At 57.4% G+C, this 25,398-nt stretch carries 23 protein-coding genes and 1 pseudogene; 14 read left to right on the plus strand and 10 right to left on the minus strand.

Features of this window, described 5'->3' with window-relative positions:
* Positions 1-8: 8 nt before the first annotated feature.
* Complete coding sequence (locus GUC32_RS07775) at positions 9-1,376, minus strand: cystathionine beta-synthase (RefSeq protein WP_127146385.1); 1,368 nt, start codon at positions 1,374-1,376, stop codon at positions 9-11.
* Positions 1,377-1,842: 466 nt separating this feature from the next.
* Between GUC32_RS07775 and GUC32_RS07780 the strand changes: the two genes are divergently transcribed.
* Positions 1,843-3,048, plus strand: a complete 1,206-nt coding sequence (locus GUC32_RS07780; protein WP_043137823.1) for a serine hydrolase — start codon at positions 1,843-1,845, stop codon at positions 3,046-3,048.
* A 97-nt stretch (positions 3,049-3,145) separates the two neighbouring features.
* Here GUC32_RS07780 and GUC32_RS07785 read toward each other — a convergent pair whose 3' ends face one another.
* The 3 genes from GUC32_RS07785 to GUC32_RS07795 form a co-directional block, all read right to left on the minus strand.
* Complete coding sequence (locus tag GUC32_RS07785) at positions 3,146-3,637, minus strand: fimbrial protein (protein ID WP_225735588.1); 492 nt, start codon at positions 3,635-3,637, stop codon at positions 3,146-3,148.
* A 19-nt stretch (positions 3,638-3,656) separates the two neighbouring features.
* Entirely contained in the window at positions 3,657-4,520 is an 864-nt protein-coding gene (locus tag GUC32_RS07790) for a fimbrial protein (protein ID WP_230203387.1), read from the minus strand.
* A 187-nt stretch (positions 4,521-4,707) separates the two neighbouring features.
* Complete coding sequence (locus tag GUC32_RS07795; RefSeq protein ID WP_025302211.1) at positions 4,708-5,040, minus strand: hypothetical protein; 333 nt, start codon at positions 5,038-5,040, stop codon at positions 4,708-4,710.
* 665 nt (positions 5,041-5,705) lie between these two features.
* Here GUC32_RS07795 and GUC32_RS07800 point away from each other — a divergent pair.
* From GUC32_RS07800 to GUC32_RS07840, 9 genes are all read left to right on the plus strand, one after another.
* Complete coding sequence (locus GUC32_RS07800; RefSeq protein ID WP_142590598.1) at positions 5,706-6,227, plus strand: fimbrial protein; 522 nt, start codon at positions 5,706-5,708, stop codon at positions 6,225-6,227.
* Between the two features lie 78 nt (positions 6,228-6,305).
* The gene (locus GUC32_RS07805) at positions 6,306-6,842 is read left to right on the plus strand and encodes a fimbrial protein (RefSeq protein WP_025302213.1); all 537 of its coding nucleotides are present in this window, start codon (positions 6,306-6,308) and stop codon (positions 6,840-6,842) included.
* A gap of 47 nt (positions 6,843-6,889) precedes the next feature.
* On the plus strand, positions 6,890-9,424 hold the full coding sequence (locus tag GUC32_RS07810) for an outer membrane usher protein (protein WP_369435651.1): 2,535 nt from the start codon (positions 6,890-6,892) through the stop codon (positions 9,422-9,424).
* Between the two features lie 96 nt (positions 9,425-9,520).
* Positions 9,521-10,270: a fimbria/pilus periplasmic chaperone gene (locus GUC32_RS07815; RefSeq protein WP_089180519.1), complete on the plus strand. Its 750-nt coding sequence runs from the start codon at positions 9,521-9,523 to the stop codon at positions 10,268-10,270.
* Between the two features lie 71 nt (positions 10,271-10,341).
* A complete protein-coding gene (locus GUC32_RS07820; protein WP_038629099.1) occupies positions 10,342-10,980 on the plus strand; it encodes a fimbrial protein in 639 nt (212 codons plus the stop codon).
* 50 nt (positions 10,981-11,030) lie between these two features.
* Positions 11,031-11,585 (plus strand): fimbrial protein, encoded by a 555-nt coding sequence (locus GUC32_RS07825; protein ID WP_060447510.1) that lies wholly within the window; start codon positions 11,031-11,033, stop codon positions 11,583-11,585.
* A 24-nt stretch (positions 11,586-11,609) separates the two neighbouring features.
* Positions 11,610-12,032, plus strand: coding sequence for a hypothetical protein (locus GUC32_RS07830; protein ID WP_060447509.1), 423 nt, complete (start codon positions 11,610-11,612; stop codon positions 12,030-12,032).
* A complete protein-coding gene (locus GUC32_RS07835; protein WP_193403096.1) occupies positions 12,029-13,417 on the plus strand; it encodes an FKBP-type peptidyl-prolyl cis-trans isomerase N-terminal domain-containing protein in 1,389 nt (462 codons plus the stop codon). Before GUC32_RS07830 ends, GUC32_RS07835 begins: the two co-directional genes overlap by 4 nt.
* Entirely contained in the window at positions 13,414-14,079 is a 666-nt protein-coding gene (locus tag GUC32_RS07840) for a helix-turn-helix transcriptional regulator (protein WP_049295312.1), read from the plus strand. Before GUC32_RS07835 ends, GUC32_RS07840 begins: the two co-directional genes overlap by 4 nt.
* A gap of 54 nt (positions 14,080-14,133) precedes the next feature.
* On the opposite strand, the gene GUC32_RS07845 is transcribed toward GUC32_RS07840, so the two are convergent.
* The 4 genes from GUC32_RS07845 to deoC all read right to left on the minus strand — a co-directional run bounded on the left by GUC32_RS07845 (position 14,134) and on the right by deoC (position 19,470).
* Positions 14,134-15,501: an L-serine ammonia-lyase gene (locus tag GUC32_RS07845; protein ID WP_025302221.1), complete on the minus strand. Its 1,368-nt coding sequence runs from the start codon at positions 15,499-15,501 to the stop codon at positions 14,134-14,136.
* A 93-nt stretch (positions 15,502-15,594) separates the two neighbouring features.
* Positions 15,595-16,893 (minus strand): HAAAP family serine/threonine permease, encoded by a 1,299-nt coding sequence (locus GUC32_RS07850; protein WP_004938697.1) that lies wholly within the window; start codon positions 16,891-16,893, stop codon positions 15,595-15,597.
* A gap of 979 nt (positions 16,894-17,872) precedes the next feature.
* On the minus strand, positions 17,873-18,637 hold the full coding sequence (deoR, locus tag GUC32_RS07855) for a DNA-binding transcriptional repressor DeoR (protein ID WP_025302222.1): 765 nt from the start codon (positions 18,635-18,637) through the stop codon (positions 17,873-17,875).
* A gap of 152 nt (positions 18,638-18,789) precedes the next feature.
* Positions 18,790-19,470, minus strand: a complete 681-nt coding sequence (deoC, locus tag GUC32_RS07860; RefSeq protein ID WP_025302223.1) for a deoxyribose-phosphate aldolase — start codon at positions 19,468-19,470, stop codon at positions 18,790-18,792.
* A gap of 213 nt (positions 19,471-19,683) precedes the next feature.
* On the opposite strand from deoC, the gene GUC32_RS07865 reads away from it, so the two are divergent.
* Entirely contained in the window at positions 19,684-20,517 is an 834-nt protein-coding gene (locus tag GUC32_RS07865; protein ID WP_089180724.1) for a hypothetical protein, read from the plus strand.
* A gap of 36 nt (positions 20,518-20,553) precedes the next feature.
* Here the strand turns inward: GUC32_RS07865 and ybjG are convergent, their stop codons facing one another.
* Both ybjG and GUC32_RS07875 read right to left on the minus strand, forming a co-directional pair.
* Positions 20,554-21,159 (minus strand): undecaprenyl-diphosphate phosphatase, encoded by a 606-nt coding sequence (gene ybjG, locus GUC32_RS07870; protein ID WP_025302225.1) that lies wholly within the window; start codon positions 21,157-21,159, stop codon positions 20,554-20,556.
* Positions 21,160-21,164: 5 nt separating this feature from the next.
* Positions 21,165-21,899 (minus strand): phosphatase PAP2 family protein, encoded by a 735-nt coding sequence (locus GUC32_RS07875; protein WP_049205939.1) that lies wholly within the window; start codon positions 21,897-21,899, stop codon positions 21,165-21,167.
* 291 nt (positions 21,900-22,190) lie between these two features.
* Between GUC32_RS07875 and eco the strand changes: the two genes are divergently transcribed.
* The 3 genes and pseudogenes from eco (at position 22,191) to GUC32_RS07890 (ending at position 25,356) form a co-directional block, all read left to right on the plus strand.
* Positions 22,191-22,703: a serine protease inhibitor ecotin gene (gene eco / locus GUC32_RS07880; RefSeq protein ID WP_033642514.1), complete on the plus strand. Its 513-nt coding sequence runs from the start codon at positions 22,191-22,193 to the stop codon at positions 22,701-22,703.
* Positions 22,704-23,105: 402 nt separating this feature from the next.
* Positions 23,106-24,586: pseudogene (locus GUC32_RS07885) on the plus strand (phospholipase).
* A complete protein-coding gene (locus tag GUC32_RS07890; protein WP_025302229.1) occupies positions 24,583-25,356 on the plus strand; it encodes an ankyrin repeat domain-containing protein in 774 nt (257 codons plus the stop codon). The pseudogene GUC32_RS07885 and the gene GUC32_RS07890 overlap by 4 nt, the downstream one beginning before the upstream one ends.
* Positions 25,357-25,398 lie beyond the last annotated feature (42 nt).

The raw sequence follows: 25,398 nt of genomic DNA on the forward strand, positions 1-25,398 counted from the left end.
GGTCCTTATTAACGTAATTTTTGGCGCCAGGCGTTAAGCACGTCTGTGCGGGTAATCAGGCCGAGGAAGCGCTCGCCGTCGAGCACCACCGCGACGTGGCCATGGTTGAAGGTGGCCTGTAATTCGTCGTAGCCGGCTTCCTTTTGCAGCGTCTGGACCTGCTTGGTCATCGCGCTGCCGGCCGGCAGGCTGAAGTGGGCGGCGTCGGCCTGGACGGCGTTCAGCAGATCCCACTCATCGATCAATCCGACCACCCGATCGCCTTCCAGCACCGGTAGCTGCGAGATGTCGTACAGCCGCATGCGGGCGTGCACGATCGCCAGCGTGTCGTCCGGCGCGGCGGAAACGGCGGCGCCTTCGTCGTGGCGATAGGCGATCAGATCGCGCAGATCGCCGTGCTGCGGTTTGCTCAGCAGGCCCTGCTCCAGCATCCAGTGGTCGTTATACATTTTAGACAGGTATTTGTTGCCGCTGTCGCAAACGAAGGTCACGACCCGCTTGGGTTCGGTTTGCGCGCGGCAGTAACGCAGAGCGGCGGCCAGCAGGGTGCCGGTGGACGATCCCGCCAGCACGCCTTCCTTGCGCAGCAGATCGCGCGCGGTGGTGAAGGCCTCCGCGTCGCCGATGCGGTAAGCGTTGCGGACCTGGTCAAAGTCGCTGAGCGGTGGGACGAAGTCTTCGCCGATGCCCTCAACTAACCAACTGCCCGCTTCGCCGATGTGGCCGTTGTCGAGATAGTCCGCCAGGATAGAGCCGGCAGGGTCGGCCAGCACAAATTCCGTCTGCGGCGAAACGTCGGCGAAATAGTGGCTCAGCCCGCCCAGCGTGCCGCCGGAGCCGACACCGACGACGATAGCGTCCACGTCATGCTCCATCTGCTGCCACAGTTCGGGCGCGGTGGTGGTGGTATGGGCCGCCGGATTGGCCGGGTTGTTGAACTGATCGATATAAAAGGCGCCGGGGATCTCTCCAGCGAGGCGTTTGGCGTAATCCTGATAGTAAGCCGGGTGCCCTTTGCCGACGTCCGAACGGGTCAGCAGCACTTCCACGCCCAGTGCGCGCAGGTGGAAGATCTTTTCGCGGCTCATCTTGTCCGGCACCACCAGCAGCAGCTTATAGCCTTTCAGCGCCGCTACCAGCGCCAACCCCAGGCCGGTATTGCCGGCGGTGGCTTCGATGATGGTGCCGCCCGGCTGCAGTTTGCCGTCGCGCTCGGCCTGTTCGATCATCGACAGCGCGACGCGGTCTTTGATCGAACCGCCGGGGTTTTGGTTCTCCAGCTTGACGAACAGCCGGCATGGGCCGGTATCGAACTGGGTCAGTTCCAGCATCGGGGTATTGCCAATCATCTCGATGACGGAATGGGGGATCGCCATGACTCATCTCCAGGATTATTCGGTATAAAAGTCGTTGTGCGGATGATAGCGCTGAGGATAAGCGCTTTAAAAAGAACAAATAACGGTTCTATATGCCATTATGGAATATATTAATCTTTTTTGGACGTATGGAAGCGCAGATGTTTAGCGGTGCAGATGCTTGGCCGTTTAGCCGTGGGTGGGTGCAAAAATGCGCGTCACGATGTTTTTTTAAACGATCAGCAGGGGCCTGCGTACAGTTATGTAAAAATGCTGAAAATTCACGCTAAACCCTGCAAAAATAAGATAAATCACATAAACTCACAGCAAGGGCATTTTCGGTGCGTTGTGTTACCCGCTATGGGCGCCGCAGGGGGTTGCGGCCGCCATGCGCGCACCGGGCCACTCTCGCTGGTTGGCTTAAAACGTGAACATGTTTGAAAGTTAACGCTATTTCAATGGTTTGAATGGACACTCTGGCGACGTCATGATGAAAAAAAACTTATCCACTTCCCTGAAAAAACTGACCTTCAGCGTAGGCATCCTGTTGCTGGCTGCCCCGGCCGTGCGCGCCGCCGAGCCGCCGGCGCCGCCGCAGGTAGACGCCAAGGCCTACATTCTGATGGATTACAACAGCGGCAAGGTGCTGACCGAAGGCAATGCCGACACCCGTCTCGATCCCGCCAGCCTGACCAAGATCATGTCCAGCTACGTGATCGGCCAGGCGATCAAGGCCGGCAAGATCAAGCCGGAAGACATGGTCACCGTCGGCAAAGACGCCTGGGCGCCCGGTAACCCGGCGCTGCGCGGCTCTTCGCTGATGTTCATCAAGCCTGGCGATCAGGTGCCGGTGCTGGAACTGAATAAGGGCATCGTGATCCAGTCGGGTAACGATGCCAGCATCGCGCTGGCAGACTACGTGGCGGGCAGCCAGGATTCGTTCGTTGGCCTGATGAACAACTATGCCAAATCCCTGGGCCTGCAGAATACCCACTTCCTGACGGTGCACGGCCTGGATGCGGAAGGGCAGTACAGCACCGCGCGTGACATGGCGCTGTTGAGTCAGGCGCTGATCCGCGACGTGCCGGACGAATACGCGCTGCATAAAGAGAAAGAGTTCACCTTCAACAAGATCCGCCAGATTAACCGCAACCGTCTGCTGTGGAGCAGCAACCTGAACGTCGACGGTATCAAGACCGGTTACACCAGCGGCGCCGGCCACAACCTGGTGGCGTCCGCTACCGACGGACCGATGCGTCTGATCTCGGTGGTTTTAGGCGCGCCGAGCGATCGCGTGCGCTTTAGCGAAAGCGAAAAGCTGCTGACCTGGGGCTTCCGCTTCTATGAAACCGCGACGCCAATCAAGGCCGATAAACCGTTCGTCACCCAGAAAGTGTGGTTCGGCGACGTCAGCGAAGTGCCGCTTGGCGTGGCGAAAGACGCCTCGGTCACCATTCCGAAAGGGCAGATGAAAAACCTGAAGGCCAGCTACAAGCTGACCCAACCGACGCTGGAAGCGCCGCTGGCGAAAAACCAGGTGGTCGGCACCATCGATTTCCAGCTGGACGGCAAAACCATCGAACAGCACCCGCTGGTGGTGATGCAAGAGGTGAAAGAGGGCAACTTCTTCAGCCGCATCTGGGATATGGTGATGATGAAGCTGAGCCAGTGGTTCGGCGGGATCTTCGGCTGAATAGCCTGATGTAAGGAGCGCCCCGGGCGCACCATCCTCGACCAAGCCGCAACGGAGACGTTGCGGCTTTTTTTCGCGAGTTTCTGCGGCGCGGTGATTAAAAGTAGTCCACCAGCATGGTGGCGCCGCTGGTGAAATCGCCTTCCGCCAGGGTGACGGCGCTGTTTTTTACCGGCACCGCATCAAGCGTCGGCGGATTGGCGTAGTCGATGTCCAGCGGCGTATTGATGGCGAAGGCCTTACCGTTGGCCAACAGCTTGATGCCCAATCCATTGACGCTGCTGGTTAACACGCTGCCGTCGAAGGCCGCCGCGCCGCCCATGATCTTCATTTTCAGCTGGCGGCTGTTATCCAGAAACTCGCATTTGATGCTGTAATCGATGCGTTGCATATAGCGGTTGCCGTCGATGCGCTTGATGCCGACCTTGCCGAAGTCGATATCGATGGTGCGCCCGTCGTTGATCACGCAAGGCGGAGGCGCCACTACGGTGGCGGTGATGTTGACTTTGGTGCCCTGATCGGCGGCCTGAGCGGCCGAGCTAATCAATTCCAGCGCCAACAGCAGGGCGCAGCCCGTTTTTATCGTCATGTTCATTCTGGCTCCCGTCTCAAGGTGCGCTGAAGATCAGCGTAGCCGAGCCCGACAGCGGACCGGTGGCGATACTGGTGTAAGGGACATTGTTCTTCACCGGCACAAAGGTCACGGTATCGTTACCTAGGCCGTTGACGATGCGTGTTCTGAAGGCATTGTTGGGTTTCACCACCGCGCCGTTATACACCATCGCCACGCCGACGTTAGGATTGGTGGTCTTGATAAAATCGCTGGAGAAGCCGCTGGCGTCGCTGACCATGCGGATCAGAATATCCTGCGTCGCACTCTGATCGTCGCACTGGTAGCTGAGCGCTTTGTCCTGTTTGATCTGGGCATCGCTGGCGCTTTGAGTCAGAAAGTCCTGGCGGATCTGACCAAAATCGACATTAATCTGCTGGCCGTTGTTAATGGTGCAACTGGTGGTGACGAAGTAGGCGTCGTTGTCGGCGATCAGGCGCCAGCGATAAACGCCGCACTGCGGACAACCCGGCTGATCGTTGGTCTGAATAAAGTTGATTTGGCCGATGACGTCGCCCTTATTCACCTTGATGTCCGGCGTTGGGAAACGATTCAACACGATATAGACCCGGATGGCGACAGACTGGGTCTGCAAGCCGGTGAGGCTGAGTACGCTGATGCCGGCAGGCACCGGGGAGTTATAGTCGCTGCCGTTGATGGTGGTACCGCTGCCGATGGCGCCAAAAATCGCACTGTTCATCGACAGCGCCGGACTGTCGGTTTTGAGATAGTCATACCAGCTCGCGACGTCGTTTTTACAGGTGACCTGGCTGACGTTGACGATTTCGTTTTTGCCATAAGAAAGCTGCGGCCCGATGCGAACCCGGACGTCAACCGGCGTGGTCGAGCCCCCGGGTGGAATCAGTCCGCCATCGGACGTGCGGCAGGTAAATGCGTTGGCGTTGCCAAGCAGCAGGAAGAAAGAGAGTGCCAGGCAGCAACGTAAAAATAGCAGGGCTGTTTTTCTCACGATAATATCCCGATATATATAAATGGTGTGCGGCGTTACTCCGCAATGAAATATTGCCAATCAGGCCGGCTGGCCCTATTTATTCCGTTAAAGGAGAGTGAGATGCATCTTTGTTGGGTATGCCGTTGTTATCACCACCGTCCAGCAACGCGGTGGGATACCACCTCAACGAGTTGTTGATGGAGCCGTCCGTCACAATCACTTCTTGTCGGGCGACAAGATCCAATAACAGCCGTCGAGCCCGGTAAACACCGACGTTGACGGCATTGGCCAGTTGCCGCGTCGAGAGCCACTGCTGCTGTGGCGGCGGCCCGGCGACGGGACATTGACGGGGCGATTGCGCGAATAATGTTTGCAGCAGATCGTGCTGCAATTGCCGTATTTCCTTTTGTTTCGGAGATAACGCTTCCATAGCACTTCCTCTGTATTCCGATTGCCGTATTCCTAAGAAAAAACAAACATTCGCCGCCTACCAACAACGAGGTAAAACGCGAACAAAGAAAATTCCTATCTATTTATCAGGATTGAAAAAAAAGGCGTTGCCCGCCCCGTTTTTACCTATGTTCAGGCAGGGGTGGCGTCACGCAGAAACCTAAAATTTTGGTTTATTATATTCACAAAGCGCCACTTTGCGATCTGATTACTTGTGAATTTCGCAAAAACAGGATATTGCTCTATAAAAGTATTTTTTACGATCTATGAGCCTAAAAATAACAGTAAATTAACTTCAATTAGGAAATAAATTGCGAATGTTCGCCTTGATCAAAAAAAGCCTTTTTTTGCTGAGAGGCATTTGCCAGAATATTCATCGCCGAACAAGAAGGGCGGATTAGAAAGTATTGGCCCCTGCTCGTTGTGATTTCGTTTATTTTTATAGGGCGAATTCATTAATGGGCGGGCCGCTGCAGACTTGCCGTTATCGACTTTTTTATTGTCGGTGCCTTTGGGGTTTGGCAGTTAACCAACTAGCAAGATGCTAAAGAATTAGGGCTGCGCACATATAAGCGCGAGCAGGTTTCCTGTGGCTCTTTTTCTTGATTGGAATATGCATTTTTTCTTATAAGGAATATAGGTTCTATGAAAATTAACAAAATCATGATGGCTGCAGTGATTGCATTTGGCGCAAGTTCTTTTGCACAGGCAGCCGATCAGGGACACGGTAAGGTCACCTTCACGGGCTCTATTATTGATGCGCCATGCTCTATTGCGCCTGAGTCGATCGATCAGACCGTAGATCTGGGCCAGGTGTCCAACGTGGCGTTGAAAAACGGCGGCAAATCCAACCCGCGTCCGTTTGAAATCAAGCTGGAGCAGTGCGACATCACCACCCTGAAAACCGTTAAAACCACCTTTAGCGGCGTAGCATCGTCTACCGATAAGGATCTGCTGGGCATCGCGGGCACCGCCAGCGGCGCCGGCGTAGCTATCTCTTACAACGGCCAGCCGATCAAACTGGGTGAAGCGACTACCGCGCAGACTCTGAACACCGGCAACAACACCCTGCATTTCGCCGCCTACCTGCAGGGCGAAGGCGCTTCCGCCGCCATCGTTCCGGGCGACTTCACCGCCGTAGCCGATTTCACCCTGGCTTATCAGTAAGTGAGTCCGAAGGCTTAATCAACCAGGCATGGGGCTCGCCACATGCCTGGTGAATCTCCCTGTCAAAGGAATGTCGCGATGTTTTTACCAAGGAATCGAGCGGGTGCCGTTCTTTTGGCGTCGTTGGCGTTTGCGCCCGGCTATGCAACTTCCGCCGCGCAGGGGTGGGGCAAAGTCAACATGCACGGCGCCATTATCGACACCGCCTGCGCCATTGCCGCCGGCAGCCGCGATCAGACGATCGATATGGACACTCTTCCTCTCGGGCAGATCATTCGTGACGGCCAGGGGATGACCAAACCTTTCAGTATTGAATTGGTCAACTGCATTTTGGAACGGCCGGAAAACAAACCTGATTGGAAATTCTTTCAGGTCACGTTTGATGGTTATGCGGAAGGCGCTCTGTTTGGCGTACAGGGCGAGGCGCGCGGCGTCGCATTGAAGATAAAAGACAGCAACGGCACGCCGGTTATTCCAGGGAAACCCTTACCGATGGAAGGAATAATACCGGGAAATAGAGTGCTGAATTATTCCATGACGTTGATGCCGAATCATCAGCCGTTGAAGGCGGGAGCGTATTTTTCCACAGTGCGTTTTAAGCTGGATTATTTTTGATTTTTTCTCGTACTGACGGTTAATTCGTTATTGAAAGGACTTTTATTATGCTTTCACCGGCAGGGAAGTTATTTCGTCTTCAAGCTTTGGGGCTCTGTGTTGCCCTTTCTCTGGGAAATCCGATCGCGTTGGTCTATGCCGCCGACGTTATTCAATTCAATACTGACGTATTAGACATCAACGATCGTAAAAATATCGATCTGAGCCAATTTACGCGCAGCGGCTACATCATGCCGGGCGTTTATACCATGGTGGTGCACGTCAATAAGAACGACCTGCCGGAACAGCCGGTGACGTTTTTGGCACCTGAGAACGATCCTAAAGGCAGCGAAGCCTGTCTTTCGCCGGAATTGGTCAACCAACTGGGGCTGAAAGAAAAACTGTTAAGCACGCTGAACTGGACGCACGGCGGCCGTTGCCTTGACGCCTCGAGTCTGGCGGGGATGGAAGCCCGCGGCGATCTTGCCAGCTCCTCGTTGTATCTCAACATTCCTCAGGCCTATCTGGAATACAGCTCGGAAAACTGGGACCCGCCTTCGCGCTGGGATGACGGTATTCCTGGGCTGCTGTTTGACTATAACGTTAACGCCCAAACGCAAAAACACCAGAAAGGCGGCAGCAGTTACAGCCTGAGCGGCAACGGCACCGGCGGCGCCAACCTGGGCGCCTGGCGTCTGCGCGCCGACTGGCAGGCCAACCTCAACCATCAGACCGGTTCTTCTCAGCCTACCGATAAACAGTTCGACTGGAGCCGCTATTACGCCTACCGGGCGATCCCGGCGCTGCGCTCGCGGTTGACGATGGGTGAGGATTACCTGAACTCCGACATTTTCGACAGTCTGCGCTTTACCGGTGTCAGTCTGCGATCCGACGACAGCATGTTGCCGCCCAACCTGCGCGGCTATGCGCCGGAAGTGACCGGCGTGGCGAAAACCAACGCTAAGGTGGTGGTCAGCCAGCAGGGGCGCGTGCTGTATGAAACGCAGGTGGCGGCGGGGCCGTTCCGCATTCAGGACATCAATGACGCCGTTTCCGGCGAGCTGGACGTGCGCGTCGAAGAGCAAGACGGCAGCGTGCAGGAGTTCAAGATGAACACCGCCAACATCCCTTATCTGACGCGCCCGGGTACGGTGCGTTACAAGCTGGCGACGGGCAAACCGTCGGAGTGGGGGCACCATCTGCGCGGGCCGATGTTTGGCACCGGCGAGTTCTCCTGGGGGGTCAGCAACGGCTGGTCGTTGTACGGTGGGGGCATCGCCGGCGGCGATTATAACGCGCTGTCGCTGGGGGTCGGGCGCGATCTGATGGCGCTGGGGGCGCTGTCGTTCGATGCCACGCAGTCGCGTGCGCGTTTGCCGCAGGATGGCACGCTGACCGGCGGTTCGTACCGGCTGAGCTATTCGAAGAACTTCGATGAATACGACAGCCAGGTCACCTTTGCCGGTTACCGCTTCTCCCAGGAAGATTTCATGAGCATGGGGGACTACCTCGATGCGCGTTACGAAGGGGGACGCAGCGGCAAGAGCAAGGAGATGTACACCATCACCTTCAACAAACAGTTCCGCGATCTGGGGCTCAGCACCTATCTCAACTACAGCCACCAAACCTACTGGGATCGGGCGCCGAACGATCGTTACAACCTGATGGTATCGCGCTACTTCGATATCGGCGATTTCAAGAACGTCAGCGTTTCGCTGTCGGCCTATCGCAACCGTTACAACGAGCGCAACGACGACGGGATGTACCTGTCGCTGTCGCTGCCCTGGGGCAGCGCCGGGACGCTCAGTTACAACATGACGCTCGATCGCGAAGAGAACGCCCATCGGGTCGGGTACTACAACCGGGTTGATGAACACAACAACTATCAGATCAGCGCAGGCGCCGCGCGCAGTGGGGCGACGGCCAGCGGGTATTACAGCCATCAGGGCGATATGGCGCAGATCAATGCCAACGCCAGCTACCAGGCCGGCCGGTACAGCGCCGTCGGCATCGGCGCGCAGGGCGGCCTGACGATGGCGGCGGAAGGAGCGGTGCTGCACCGCGTCAATACGCCGGGCGGCACGCGCTTGCTGCTCGATACCGAAGGCGTCGCCGGTGTACCGGTACGTGGCTATGGCAGTACGGTGCTGACCAACCGTTACGGCAAGGCGGTGGTGGCGGATGTGAACAGCTACTACCGCAATAAGGCCAGCATCGATCTCAACAGCCTAAGCGACAACGTCGAGGCGACGCGTTCGGTGGTGCAGGCCACGTTGACCGAGGGGGCTATCGGCTACCGCAAGTTTGAAGTGATTGCCGGCGAGAAGGCGATGGCGATCGTCAAGCTGGCGGACGGCAGCGAGCCGCCGTTCGGCGCCACGGTGCTGAATGCCCGTAAGCAGGAGACCGGCATCATCAATGACGGCGGCAGCGTTTACCTGTCCGGCCTCAACCCCGGCGAGCGCATGAGCGTGCACTGGAACGGCGCGGCGCAGTGTGAAATCCAGCTGCCGGCGCCGCTGCCGGCCGAAATGTTGATGAATACGCTGCTGCTGCCTTGCCGTCCTCTCACCGGTAACAAGCCGGCGGAGAACGCCAACTGACATACACCCGGCGGAGTGCGCTCCGCCGCTAAACCGCCGGGGCGGGCTCGCCCGCTTCCGGCCGACTGGAACCGTGAAGACATGATGAATCTGACTATGACCAGAAAGACCGTTTTCCTTGTGGGCCCGCTCGTCGCCGCGTTGACGATCGGCGCGGTCAGCCTGCCCGCTCATGCGGCCATTGCGCTGGATCGCACGCGTGTGATTTTCGACGGCGACCTGAAAACGGTCAGTCTCAACATCAGTAACCAGAACAAACAGTTGCCTTATCTGGCGCAGGGATGGATCGAAGACGATCGCGGCAACAAAATCCAAAACCCTTTTACCGTGCTGCCGCCGGTGCAGCGGGTGGAGCCGGGCAAACCGAGCCAGGTGAAGATCCAGTCGCTGCCGGCAGCACGTCAGCTGCCGCAGGACAGGGAGACGCTGTATTACTTCAATCTGCGCGAGATCCCGCCGCGCAGCAATAAGCCGAACACGCTGCAGATAGCGTTGCAGACGCGCATCAAAATGTTTTATCGCCCGGCGGCGCTCGCCCCGAAAAAGAACGCCGCACCGTGGCAGGAGCAGCTGACGCTGACCCGGCAGGGCGACAAGTACGTGGTGAACAACCCGACCCCTTATTACGTGACGATCGTTGAGGCGAGCGCCGGCAAGGGCGGGAAAGGGGCCGCCGGCTTTGAACCGTTGATGGTGGCGCCGAAGGCCAGCGCCCCGCTGAACGTCTCCGCCGCGAGCCTCGGTAGCGGCCCGTCGCTGGCGTACATCAACGATTACGGTGGTCGGCCGCAGTTGAACTTCCGCTGCGGCGGCAATGCCTGCCAGGTCGTACCGGTCGCCAAATGACGATCCGCGCGCAAGCAGGGAAGACAGAGTGAACACAGCGGAGTGAACGAATCATGCAACGAAAGATCCCCATGCTGTTGGGAAAGGCCTATGAACGTCATCAGCGACGCACTATCGGCCTGACGGTGTTGGCCGCGCTGATGGTACCGCTGACGGCAGGCACGATGCTGATGCTGATGCCGCCGGCCCGCGCGGTGGACAACTGGGACGTGGAGGGCGCGAATGGCACGCTCCACGTCTACGGCGCGTTAACGGAAAGCGCCTGCAGCCTGGAAATGACCACCGCTCGTCAGGAGGTTTGGCTGGGGGAGACCGGAACGGCGCACTTCCAGCGTCCGGGCGATCGCGGCACGCCGGTCGCCTTCGAGCTGACGCTGAAAGACTGTCTGCGGGCGCCGGCGAGCAACCGCGACGCCTGGACTGGGGTTCTGGCCTGGAGCGGCAGCCAGCCTGCGGTGTCCGTCGCGTTTTCCGCGCCGACGGATGACGACGCGCCGGGTCTGGTCAGGGTGGCCGGCGTCACCGGATTGGGGTTGCAGTTGGCGGATGCCCGCGGCCTGCCGGTCCGCCTCGGCGCGCGCAACAAACCGATCTTGCTGACGCCGGGGCAAAACACCCTGACGTATACGGTGACGCCGGTGCGCACCCCGGCGACGCTGAGCGCCGGCGCTTACCGCGCGGCGATCGATTTCCGTCTTTATTACGACTAATACGCCGCTTGCGCCTGGTAGGCGCAAGCACAACCAAAGGGAGTGGCGTCATGCGCGCAACAGAGACGAACCGGCGCCGAAGCGCGCTGTTGGGGGCAGGCATGGTCATGGCGGCCGGCATGATGGCGCAGCCGGCGGCTGCGGCGGAAAACATGCGCTTTCACGGTACGCTGGTGGCCGAGCCGTGCGTCATTCAGCCGGGGGATGAGGACATCCAACTGGATTTCGGCACCATCGTCGACAAATACCTGTACCTGAACACCCGCACCCACAGCCAAACCTTCGCGTTGCACCTGACTGAATGCGATCTCAGCCTGGGCAATACGGTGGCCATTACGTTTACCGGCACCGAGAACGCCAAACTGCCCGGCCTGTTGGCGCTGGATGCCGGCAGCCTGGCCTCGGGGATCGGCATCGGGCTGGAGGACAGCACCGGCAAGGCGCTGCCGCTCAATCGCGCCAGCGATAAATTCCGCCTGAATGCCGGCAACACCACGCTCACGCTGCAGGCCTATGTGCAGGGGGAGCCGGAGGCCATCCAAACGAAGTCCATCGGCCGCGGCACCTTCAGCGCGGTGGCCACCTTTACGTTGGAATACGAATAAGCGTCTACAAGGACAAAAAACGCAATGATGATAAAGCTCCTCAATCGCGCCCTGCGCATGGGCCTGCTGTGCCTGTTGGCGTTGAGCGCCGCCGCCTGTCAAAACCAAAAGTCGGGCAAGCCCGCCGTGAACACCAAAAATCAGGCTGTGCAAGCTCCGTCAGAAGAGGCTTTGCGCAAGCAGCGTGAGGCCGAGCAGCTGCGGCAGTGCCAGCAGCAACTGGGTGCATTGCGCACGATCGACGAGAAACAGTATCAGCGCTACAAACAGGCCTTCGACAGCCTGATGAGCGGCGCTTCGCAGTACGCCAACCTGCGCGCCAGGGTAAACGGCGACACGCAGGAGACGGTGGATGCGCTGTATCGCTACAAGGTCAACTATCTGTGCGCCGGGGTGAATCAGGCGGTGTTGACCGGCTTGGCGGATCGCGGGGAGCAGGTTAAATGAGGCTGCGCCTGCTGGGCTGTGCGGCTCTGCTGTTCACCGGCGTCGCGCAGGCGGACGACGGCGTGCCGGCGCTGCTGCAGTTTGCCGAGCAGTATCAACGGCAGAACACCGCGCCGAAGAGCGAAAACACGGCGCCCGCCGACCGCGAGGCGGGGCAAAAAAAGCGTGAGCCGGCAAAGCGTCCGCCGGACACCCACCAGCCTGCTTCATCGGCCAAAGCTTTTACGCTGAGCCAGGAATTATTGACGCGTGACCAACAGCTGGCGCGCCAGCGAATGGAACTGACGATGTTGCGCCAGGAACTTACTGCGCTGCGGGCGGAGAAAGCGGCGCCACCCGTCGCAGCGTTGCCGGACTCGTCGACGCTTCAACAGTGGATTGCCGGGCTGGGCGCTGCCTGGCGAGGTTCGCCCGACGCGCAGCGCGCCGAGGCGCTGTTGCGTCAGGCGACGCAGGAAACCGCCAAAAGCAGAACGACGGCGGCGCAGGCCGAACGGCGCGTCACCGAACTTGAGTCTGCCGCGCAGGCATCGGCACAGACGCTTGCACAACGTCAACGCGAGCACCAGGAGGCGTTGCACGCTCTGCGCGCCGCGTTGGAAGAAAGCGAGCAGAAGCGGGCCGGTGAGCAGAAGGCGACTCAGCAGGCGCGCGAAGACCTGCTGGCGTTGCGTAAGCGGCTGCAATGGGAGATGACGCCGGAGCAGTTGAAGGATGAACGGAAACGGTTGTCCTATGCGGCGGGCAGTGCGCTGGGGCGGGATATTCAGGGGTTGATGACGGAGCGTCAAAGCTGGGGGGTACCGGTGGACCGCGACAGCCTGTTGGCGGGCGTTATCGACAGCGTGGCGGGGCGTTTGCAGCTGCCGCCGGATGAACTGAATACGCTGACGGCGCAGGCGGATGCCGCCGCCGTGGCCGCGCGTGAGAAACGCGTTAACCAGCAGCGGCGGCGCGATGAAGATTATCTGGCGCAGTTCAGTCAACAAAAGGGCGTAAAGCAGTCGGCGATGGGCTTCTGGTATCGGGTGGATTACGCCGGGGAGGGCGCGCTGGCGCCAACGGCGGTGGTCGATGTCGTGGTGAAAGAGAAGCTGACCGACGGCACGGTGATCCAGGATATGGATCTGAGCGGCAAGGTGCTGTCGCAACCGCTGTCCGAATACCCGCCGCTGTTCCGGGAGGCGATAGGTCATCTGCACAACCACGGCTCGTTGACGATGGTCGTGCCGCCGGCGCTGGCCTACGGTGAAACCGGCTACCCGCCGAAGGTGCCGCCCAACGCCACCATGGTTTATGAATTGCGCATCGACAACAGCCAGGCGCCGGCGAAGGGCGTCCAGGCGGTTAAACGGGAAGCCGACACGGCGGGAGAACAGGGATGAACACGATGATAAAAATCGCGCTATTTGATGAGAATCGATACTTCAGCGCCGGTTGGCAAGAGGCCCTGGCGCTGCATTTCAGCACTTACGGCAAGCGCACGCTGTTAGTGGATGCGCGGCAGGTTCACGAAGCCGATTTGGTGTTCTGCTATTTTCCTCCCGGCGTGCAAAGCTGTTTTTGTCACCTCTCTGAGGCGCAGCCCGCGGGGCGTAAAACGCTGTATTTCTCGTTGCGAACGCCGGAGGGACGGCATAAACGCACCGTCGGTAACCGCTGCTCGCTGGAGGCTGGCGTCATCTACCACGATATGCCGTTGGTTTCGGCGCTGTATCAGGTGAGCGCCGAGCTGGAGCGGCGCAGCAAATGGCCGGGCAGACTGCGCTGTGGCAGGAGCTGCGTATGCCAACACCGGGGCCTGACGCTGCGCGAACAAGAGATCATGCGCTGCATGACGCGGGAGATGGGAGTCACGCAAATCGCCCGGATGCTGGACATTAGCGTGAAGACGGTCAGCAATCACAAGATGAGCGTCATGCGCAAAATGGGATTCCGGCGTAATGCCGAACTTTACGGCTGGCTGCGGCACAGCGCTCGTCCCGGGGCTGTGGGGCTTCGCGCGGGTATTCAGCCCGGCGTTGCGGCAGGAAAGGATCGCTATTGAAACGGCGCCGGCCAAGTCACACCGGCTGGCGCCTTAAGTACCTCGCCGTGGCGATCAGTTGCAGGCCACGACCTTGATCGCCAGCCCGCCCTGTGAGGTTTCGCGGTATTTGGCGTTCATGTCTTTGCCGGTCTCGTACATGGTTTCGATCACCTTATCCAGACAAACCCGCGGTTCGCTGGTCCGGCGCATCGCCATGCGTGCGGCGTTGACCGCCTTAACGGCGGAAATGGCGTTGCGTTCGATGCAGGGCACCTGAACCTGGCCGGCGAGCGGATCGCAGGTCAGTCCCAAATGGTGCTCCATGGCGATCTCCGCCGCGATGCACACCTGCGCCGGGCTGCCGCCGAGCAGCTCGGTCAACCCGGCCGCCGCCATCGAACAGGCCACGCCCACTTCCCCCTGGCAACCCACTTCGGCGCCGGAGATCGAGGCGTTCATCTTGTACAGCGCGCCAATCACGCCGGACGCCAGGAAGTAGCGTGTGTAGGAGTTGGCGTTCACCGGGCGGATGAACTTGTCGTAGTAGGCCAGTACCGCAGGGATAATGCCACACGCGCCGTTGGTCGGCGCGGTGACCACGCGGCCACCGGCGGCGTTCTCTTCGTTGACGGCCAGCGCGAACATGTTGATCCAATCGACCACGTTCATCGGATCGATATTGTTCTTGTCGCCGGTCACCAGAATGCGTCGCAGCGCGGCGGCGCGGCGCGGCACTTTCATCGGGCCAGGCAGCAGGCCTTCGGTGTTGATGCCGCGCTCGATACCGGCGCTCATCACCTGCCAGACGTCGGCGAAATGCGCGTCGATGTCCGCCTTGCTGCGCAGCGCCAGCTCGTTCTGCATCACCAGGCCGGACAACGACAGCCCGGTGTCTTTGCAATGCTGCTGCAGATCGTGCGCTGATTTGAACGGGTAGGGCACCGGCGTGGCGCCCTCGGCGGACTGGCCGAAGTGTTCTTCGTCGACGATGAAACCGCCGCCGATCGAGTAATAGGTTTTGCTGTGCAGCAGGCGTTCACCGGCGAAGGCACGGATGCGCATGCCGTTTTCGTGCAGCGGCAGGTTGTCGCTGTGGAAATTCATGCCGCCGTGCAGCGGAAAATCCACCTCGTGGTGGCCGTTGGCCAGCGGCAGGCGGCCGCGCTGTTCCACGTCGCGGATAAAGCCCGGAATGCTGTCGATGTCCACGTCGTGCGGCAGGTTGCCGGCCAGGCCCATGATGATGGCGATGTCGGTGTGGTGACCTTTACCGGTCAACGACAGCGAACCGTAGACGTCGACCACCACGCGGGTGGTGTCCTGCAACTGCTGGTGGGCGATCAGATCGTCGACGAACTGTTTGCCGGCCTTCATCGGGCCAACGGTGTGGGAACTGGATGGGCCGATGCCAATTTTGAAAATATCGAAAACGCTGACCATGGTCTCGCCTCCTTCTTCAGGTTTCAGGCGGTGAATACGGGAAATGGGGGAGTGCGGGAGGGCCGGCGCGCAAGCGGCGCCGGCCGGGCGTGATTAGCCGAGCAGGCTGAACACGATAGCAGAGATGGCGATCAGACCCATCACAACCACGAACACGTTGCTGATGTGGCCGCTGTACTTGCGCATGGCAGGCACTTTACGAATGGCGTACATCGGCATCAGGAACAGCAGCATGGCGATGATTGGGCCACCCAGGGTTTCGATCATGCCCAGGATGCTTGGGTTCAGGGTGGCGACGATCCAGGTGGTCACCAGCATGAAGATAGCGGTCATGCGGTTCAACTTGGCGGTGCTGACGGTTTTGCCACGGCTCTTCATCGATTTGGCAACCAGACCGTTGAAACCTTCACGAGCGCCGAGGTAGTGGCCCAGGAACGATTTGGTAATGGCGACGAAGGCGATAACCGGCGCGATGTACTCGATCATCGGGTTGTTAAAGTGGTTAGCCAGGTAAGACAGAATCGAGATGTTCTGCGCCTTGGCTTCCGCCAGGTTTTCCGGCGTCAGGCTCAGCACGCAGCTGAACACGAAGAACATCACGGTCAGCACCATCATGATGTGTGCATAAGCCAGAATGCGGGAGCATTTCTTCTCGGCATCTGCGCCGTACTCTTCGCGTTTGGCGACGGCGAAAGCGGAGATGATCGGCGAGTGGTTAAAGGAGAACACCATTACCGGGATTGCCAGCCACAGGGTCATGATCAGGCCGTGGCCCATGCCGGTACCGCTGCCGGACAGCGACACGTTTTCGAAGATGGCGCCGGTCCAGTTAGGGATCAGGTATACCGCCAGCAGCATCAGCACCGCCACGAACGGGAAGACCAGAATGCTCATGGTTTTCACGATGGCCTGCTCACCGAAACGCACGATGGTCATTAGGCCGACGATCAGGATCAGTGACAGAATGGCGCGCGGCGGCGACGTCATGCCCAACTGGTGGGTAATGAAGCTGTCGACGGTATTGGTGATCGCCACGCTGTAAACCAACAGAATCGGGTAGATGGCGAAGAAGTACAGCAGGGTAATCAGTTTACCGGCGGTGATGCCGAAATGCTCTTCCACTACAGCGGTGATGTCTTCACCGGGATTTTTGCCGGACAGCACGAAACGGCACAGGCCGCGGTGGGCAAAGAAGGTCATCGGGAAAGCGATGATGGCCATGATGATCAGAGGAATCAAACCGCCGATGCCGGCGTTGATGGGCAAGAACAGGACGCCTGCGCCGATGGCGGTGCCGTACAGGCCCAACATCCACATGGTATCCGTTTTACGCCAGGTACTGCTGGAGCCCGAGGCCGCAGAGGCAATTGTGCCGGTCTGTGTAGTGTCCATAAATATCTCCGAAGTGAACACGAATTTAAAATTAAAAGGCAAAACTTAAGGTTAAACCGTCAAACGTCCTATTCAGGCAACGCTTGCGGTAAGAATCAGGTGTTGCTTGCGGGGATGTTTTGGCGACCCCCTGGTTGTTTATTGTGTTCATTACCAAGGCACAGCGCCGGGTAATTCACTAAAGACTTTCCACCGTCACGGGTGATAAAAGTCGTTACCGCTGCCGACAGGTCATTGCCTGTCGATTTTTGTTGGCGGCAAGATAACGATTTACAGTAGAAACAACCGTGATCCTGCTCTCAAATGCGTAATATGTGCAGTTATATGCTTTTTTATCGATTTTTCGCGCATTTGTTGCACATTTGTGTAAGATTTTGTGCTGAGAACGCTCTCATAAAATTTTCTGCGATTATGCGGCTTGTACAATAATTAGCCGGATAAAGCGCTGTGCTCAGCAGCAAGCCGAGCAATATATTTTATGCGTGGTTTTGGATCTAGCGAAAAACCCGGATTAAGCAGTTTTAGTGATGTGGATCACATTATGTTTTTAAGGTAAATTGAATTTATCTTTTTGTTTTTAATGATTTTTATTTAAAATTCACCGCTAGTAACGAAGGGAAATTACTTACGTGGTTAGCGGATAAAAATGCGTAACCATTCATCATATAAATAACAGATAGCTAACAGGTATTGGTGAGATTTGCTGCAATCGCGTAAACCGCCGTTTATTTAAACTTCCTGGCCTTTGGTACGATTTATCATATAAAAGCCATAAATAGCCGTTAATTCACCCAGCTGAGCGCGTGTTTAGCCTGCGAAAAAATAATCACGCGGGTGAGCTGTTGCATTTTATTAACCTGATGTTGCGTGCGGATAAGCGAAAAACGCGAATTGATTGCGCATTATTTGTTCATTTTTGGGTGAGGAAAGAGGGATATCGAAACGGTGCGCCGTCGGTTATGACGGCGCTGAAGGCGGATTAATAGCGGATAGCGATGGCGTTGTCGTTGAAGAATGCCAGGAAGTCGGCGGCCGGTTGGCGGTCGGTGATCACCCGATCGAATTGTGTCAGGGGGCCGATGCAGGCCGGTTTGGTTTTGCCGAATTTGCTGTGGTCTGCCACCAGGATCTTTTGCTGCGCCATCGCCATCGCGCGATGCTTCATCTCCAGTTCGTCGAAGTTGAAGCAGGTGGCGCCGTGCTGCAGACTGAGGCCGGCGGCGGAGATAAAGGCGATATTCGGGCAGATATGATCGAGCTCGTTACGGCCGCTGACGCTGGAAAAGATGTAGTTGTTCGGCTTGAACTCACCGCCGCACAGGACCACTTTGCAGTTCGGTTTGTCCTGCAGCGCCAGGAAGGTGTTCAGCGAATGGCACACGGCGGTGAAGGTCAGTTCGTCGGCGATGGCGTCGATGATCGCCGGGGTGGTGGTGCCGCAGTCAAAAAACACCGTGTCGTTTTCATTGATCAGCGGCGCTGCCAGCAGGCCGATGCGCCGTTTCTCCGTGACCTGTTTGGCTTTTTGATCGGAAACGAAGTAGTTGGTCACGCCGTTGCTGCGTGGATCGGTCACCACGTAGCCGCCGAGCAACACCACGGCCGCCGGTTCGGCGCTCAGATCGCGGCGAATGGTCATCTCCGAGACCCCCAGCAGCGCGGCGGCTTCTTTCAGGTGGATCTTGTCAGCGCGTTTTAACGCCTGAACTAACCGGTTAATACGTTCTTCGCGCCGCGTTTCCATAGATCCGTCTTCCCACAGGTAGTAGAGGTAAAGGGGCGTGCCGGCATTTCCGGCGCTAAACACAACAATGCGGGGCAATATCGGGCCGCATCAGCCGCCCGTATTGTCCCGCATCGGAGTGTATGGCCATGCCCGTCAGGGCAAGCCGACGATCAGTAGCTGCCCGCCGCCGGCTGGGCGCCGGATACGATGGCGACGCCGGAGCTGGTGCCGATGCGCGTGGCGCCGGCTTTGATCATCTTCTCGGCGGTGGCGCGATCGCGCACGGCGCCGGAAGCTTTCACGCCCATTTCGCTGCCCACAGTCTCACGCATCAGTTTGACGTGCTCTTCCCGAGCGCCGCCGGTGCTGAAGCCGGTGGAGGTTTTCACGAAGGCGACATCGAGTTCGCGACACATTTCACAAACCTGGACGATCTGCGCATCGCTGAGCAGGCAGGTTTCCAATATTACCTTCAACGGGATCGCCGCGCAAACCTCGCGCACGGCGGCGATATCGGCTTTCACTTCGTCCAGCAGGCCGCTTTTCAACCAGCCGACGTTGATCACCATATCGATCTCTTGCGCCCCGGCGGCGATCGCCGCTTTGGCTTCAAAGGCCTTGGCGACGGTCAGGCCGGCACCCAGCGGGAAACCGATCACCGAGCAGACTTTCACGGTGCTTTCTTGCAGCAGCTGGGCCGCCAGCGGCACGTAGCCGGAGTTGACGCATACCGCATAAAAGTTGTGCTGCTGTGCTTCTTCGCACAGTTTGGCGATCTGCATTTCGGTGGCGTCCATGGCCAGCAGGGTGTGGTCGACATAGCTGGCGTAATCGATGTTTTCGGTGGTCATCGCGGTTCCTTAGTGAGGTTAAGACAGTAAACGGAGTGAGGAATGTGAAAATAATAACATTCCGATGCCGATAAACCTAGTGCTGTTTAAAAAATGTCGATCCGATCGTCGCTATAATGCTGTTATAGGTATAGCTTAAAGGCGTTTCATTTGTTATTTAAATAACATTTTGTGGCTCGCGGCCTGCGCGGGCGAAACGTCGAGGGAAAAAAGATGAAGATCAACATCGATCTGGCTCCTGAAGCTTTCGGGGCGCATCGGCAGGAACTGTTCCGCAATGCGGATTTTGCGGTGAGCGCGCATCGCTGCGCAGAACGTGGGCCGATGTTAACGCTGGCGAACTGCCGTGGCGCGCTGACGGTTTTACCGTATCAGGGCCTCGCGATCTGGGACGCTGAGTTTGACGGTTACTCGCTGAAGTCGGGCCGCCGCAGCGTGCGGGGCGCCGGCAGAAAGCGCGCTGACGACGCTGCGTTCTATCCCGCCTGGCCGCATCAGGACGGTGAGCCGCTGCAGATGCAACGCGTGTGGATCCAGCTGGCGGGCGATGAGCTGACGTTGCACGGCGAGGGGGAGCGGGCGGGCGGGCGTTGGCGCATCGGCCCGGCGCTGCGTCTGGCGGCCCAGAGCGCGCAATTCGCCATAGAGATGAAGGTCACCAATCAGGCCGAGCGGCCGCAGCCGCTGCGCTATGTTTGCGGCCTCAACTATGACTGCATTCCTGATGCGGTATTCCGCCAGAACCTGCCGACGCCGGCTTTGTTAGGGGATACGATCGGGCAGGAACTGTTGTGCTCCGACGATCTGACGCGCTACGTGGATCAGGCCGAATTCTTTATGCTGGCGCCGCAGGGCCGGCGTTATGTGACGCGTTTTGCCACCGAACAATTCAACTATGGTTTCCGGCGCATCGCTGTCCAGGGCAACAGGCAGTTGCTTTCCTTTATCCAGCCGGCAAACTGCCGCCCGAATGCGCCAGAGGGTGAGGGAGTGATGCTGGGAGCGGGAAAAACGCGGACGTTCTGTGTGACTACTGGCGTGGTGTGAAAGCAGGGGCGGTAACGCCCCTGTCATGTTGTGCGGTTACTCTTTCACCCAGCCGCGTCGAATGGCGAAGGCAAACAGGAAGCGATACAGGCGCGACAGCTTGTCGGCGAGGACATCGCCGAACAGATTCCATACCAGCTGCGCGAACAGGCAGCCGACCAGGCCGAGCAGGAAACCGCCAACCATATCCAGCGGCCAGTGCACGCCGAGGTAAACGCGTGACCAGGCGATGCCGGCGGCGACAATCATCAGCAGCGCGCCGGACCAGACCCGGTGCCAGAACAGGAATGCCAGCGCAAAGGTAAAGATGGCGGTGCCGTGATCGCTGGGGAACGAGCTGTCCGGCGCGTGCGCCAGGAAGGTATAACCCACGCCGGCGACGAACGGACGCTCATGCGGCAGCAGCGCGCCGATAGCGGAGGCGGCAAGCATGGCGAACAACAGCGCGATCGTGGTTTTCGCCACCACTTCGCGCTGTGAAACCAGCTGGCTTTGCGGCCCCCACAGCCACAGGCCGACGATCAGCAGCGGCACGATAATGATAAGATCGCGCGCCAAAAAGGTGGCGAAATCGATCATCCATTCGGGAGACGCCGGGGTCGCATTGATCCAGGCGAAAAGAACATGGTTTAGCTGCTCCATAACCGTTACCTCATCTTGCGGCGCCAATAGCCGCTAATCATCCAATAAATAGCCAACTGGCTTAACCAAACCCACCAACCCGCCCACAGGTTATGGGTAAGAAAATGTGCGCCACGCATGATCTGACCAAAGCCCATCACCATGCCGAGCGCAATGCCGCCGCACCAGCACCACCAGGCCAGGCGCGGGCGCTGCGGATAAAACAGGAAAAACAACGCCATCACCGCGAAACCGCTCGAGGCGTGCCCGCCGGGGAAACAGCGACCGGGGCCCGGCAGCGCCGGTACCGTGCCGAACAGCGGGAAGGACATCGCCTTGCCGCCGTACTCAATCAGATCCCACGGACAGGAGTGCGCGCTGGTGGCTTTGAGAATGCCCACCACCAGCGGGCCGATACCAATCAGCAGCATGGTTACGATCAGGCGCGCGCTGCGGCGATAGAGGCCCCAAAACAGTGTCAGCACCGCCCCTACGATCACTATCTGCTTCAACAGGCGGTGATTGATCAGATCCAGCCAATAATTGTTTTGCCACGGGAAATGCCCGCTGGCGGCATCGTACCAATAATTGCTGATCGCCCAGTCCAGCTGTTCGTTACGGGAGAGCCATAGAAACACCAAACCGCTGATCAGCAGGCCAAAAACTTGCCAACGGTAAAAGGATGCCGACAGGGAGTAAAGGGCGGTTGTCTTAATTTGCGGTGTCGTTGAGGATTGATTTAATGACGATTCTGGATTCACGCGCAGGCTCAGTGACAGGATTGAATGACGTTACTGTAATAATTCTGTCTTAAGAAAACCTTAGTCCGCCGGTAAGAAAACCCTATCTGATACACTTGCTTGTACGAAGGTAATCACTGGTTTTTCTCGTCTTAACCCGAGGGTGCGCTGGCTAATTGCTCCAGTTAACGGTTTATATTAGGCGATTGTCACTATTGATTGCCTATTGTAAAGAAGATTAAACCTGTGGCGAGCTTAGCGGTAGTGTATTAGTTTATAGACGGATTATTTGACAAAGTGTAGGGATAAAACATGAACAAGGCATCCGTTGTATTTTCCGGCCTGCTGATGGCCGTTTCCGCTGGCGCTATGGCGGCGACCTCTGGCGATGACGCAGACATGAGCAAACAGCCGCTGGAAAAAGTCGCGCCTTACCCGAAAGCCGAGAAGGGTATGAATCGCCAGGTGATCTACCTGCCGAAGCAAGAGCACGAAGAGAACTACAAGGTAGAGCTGCTGATCGGCAAGACGCTGGAAGTGGACTGCAACCGCCATATGATTGGTGGCACGTTGGAGACCAAAACCCTGTCCGGCTGGGGTTACGACTACCTGGTGCTGGAGAAGCTGTCTGAACCGGCCTCGACCATGATGGCCTGCCCGGACAACACCAAGACCAAGAAATTCATCGCCGCCAACCTGGGCGACGCCGCGATGCAGCGTTACAACAGCCGCCTGCCGATCGTGGTGTATGCGCCGAAAGACGCGGAAGTGAAATACCGCATCTGGAAAGCCGAAGATACCGTAAGTCAGGCTGAGCAGAAATAACCGCCGCCTGACGCCGCTCCGCTGGCCATTCCCGGTTGGCGGAGCCTTTCTCCTTCCTGTCTCCTTATCATTCCCGCATCTTTGACACTCGACTGATTGCTTTCGGACGTGGCTTTTAGCCGCAACATGGCAACGAAATACGCTCTTCACATGGCACAGGAAGCACGCAGCTGCATGGATGGGAGAGGATGCGCGCGTATAGAAATAGAGCAAAGAAATCTTTACTGAATTGTGATAATTTTGCCCATACCCTATTTAGGCGTGACACAGAAGATAAGGATATCCAATGCGTTATCGTTCGCTAACGCTCGACGAAACCAGAAAAAGTCGCCCATCTGGCGAGCTGCACTGCGATGGCGCGTCTGTGCCGACCACGGAACCTTACGAGTGGGCAGGCGCCGTATGAAACTGATTCATTTCTCCTCTGAACACACGGCGCCGGAAAGCTTTTCCAGGATACTTAACCCTACAGCAGCGCGGTATGAGCTGGAACGGCATTATCTGTTCGGCGGCGCAGCCGGCATATCGATAAGCAGCCGGTATCCGATTACCCGCAATACTCAATCCGGGATTGGCGTCACCGGTTATCGTGAGGACGTGGCTGTGAAGCGCAGCGTGCTCGATGAGATCAACCGGGGCGGCTTGCTGGCGATTGATCAGGGAATGGGCACCTGGACGCCGACGAAATATGCTTTTTACGTCGACGCGGAAGGCCGATTACAGCGTTACCCAGGCAGCTCTCTTCCCGCCTTTTATCCTATCGGGCGCGTGATCGCCCGCTATGAAGAAATGGTCAGCCGCTATGGCCACCGGGCAAAACCGACGGTGCTGCCGGCGAGGCAGAATACGACCCGGAATCCCCCTCCGCAGCAAGCCATCGCGACCGCAGTAGCAACCGTTGCCGCCACGGTGCAGGCCATCCGTCCGCTGACCAAGGCAGAACGCTGGCAAGAACGCCAGTACCTGATAGGGCGAGGCAACCGCAGCATTTACCCGGATGCGCGCATGGCGGCACAGCGCCTGGCGGAGAACAACGTCGCGGTCGAAAAGGCGAAGTTGGCTGAGAATGTTTACAAGACCACTAATCCGCTCAAGGACACGATAGACATCCCTGAAGGCTGGAAGGATATCAGTAACAATGATGGGGCGCTGGGCCGGCTTGGTTTGAGCAGTAACATGCTTTATGACAAACCAATGAATCCTGACTTTTTAGCCCGAGTTTATCAGCCAGACGAAAGTATCTTTGGCAAGGCGATGAACCCGACGGTGGTATTCCGCGGATCGCGGGCACCAGAATTCCCGGAGGGAATAAGCCGCGCAACCCAAAAAGCCTTAATAAGGGGTGACTTATCAGGCATTAAAAATCTCAGTGACTGGAAAAACAACGGTGCTCAGGGAATAGGGCTTAATTCTGAATACTACAAAAAGCGGTTGGTATTGGCGATAAAATTTCAAAGGTATCCAATATCGACGTTGCAGGTCACTCATTAGGCGGTGGCATGGCGTCTGCTGCCTCCATGGCCAGCGGCAAGCCAGCTTGGACGTTTAATGCCGCTGGATTGCATGCGGGAACCGTAGAAAAATACGGCGGCTCTATAATAGGCAGTGTCGATAATATTCAGGCGTATCGCGTGAAGGGGGAGCTATTGACCAAGCTGCAGGAGGTTGATTTGTGGGAGGATGCCAAAGACCTCAAATTTTATCCGCCGGCGGTGATGGCGAAAGAACGGTTGTCCATGTTGGCGCCTGACGCCGTGGGAGTAAAACACACGCTTTCCGGTGGAACAGGCTCACTGCTGGATAAGCACGGTATAGACCAGGCGATACAATGCATTGAAAATGAAAAAGACGATGACATTGCCACAATCAAGGGAAGAATATGAAAAAACTTATTCTCATTATCACGATGGTAGTGTCTACGCTCATCATGCAAGGGTGCGAAAAAGGTATGGATTTACAACCGCAGGATTATTTTGACGGTCAGCAATTGGACATTGCCAAAGCCATTTATGATGGTGATAGGCCGCAGTTGGATAAACAGTTATCATCAGTAAACAAAGAGATCTTAAATCGTCCAGCTAAGGAAGAAATGACCTTATTGTTCTGGGCAATAAACAATGCCATCTATGATAAAACCACACCTGAAAGGCTGAAAATTATCACTGATTTGGTAAAAGCCGGCGCAGATCCTTTACAGCCTCAACCCAACACGCCAGGTAGCCCAGCTGAATTTGTTATGAAAGCGGATAAAGGCATCTGGATACAGGCTATGTTAGAGGGCGGACTTTCTCCAAATGCTAGGGATAAGGTTCATAATCAACCCATTATATTTAATAGCATCTTTGCAAAAAACACAGAAACATTAGAGGTCATGTTGGAGCATGGTGCTGATATAAATATAAGAAATTCACTGGGTGATACGCTGCTCATCGATGCTTTAGACTATCACTCCTATGACCACGTCATTCTTTTATTAGAAAAAGGCGCCGATAGCGATATAAGAGGCAACTCGGGTTGGACGATGGGCAATCAACTTCAACGGCTGATTAATAGGAGTCAGGACGGCAGTGAGGCGAAAGAGTCTCTTGAGCGCATCAGAGACGAGCTAATTAAGCGTGGCGGGAAATGGCCGCCTGCTCCTGTCAGTCAATAGGCCGTTCTCAGTATCCCAAGGGGGTAGAGGGATACTGATACG

It is taken from the genome of Serratia sp. NGAS9 (assembly GCF_009905295.1).
Classification (GTDB): domain Bacteria; phylum Pseudomonadota; class Gammaproteobacteria; order Enterobacterales; family Enterobacteriaceae; genus Serratia; species Serratia bockelmannii.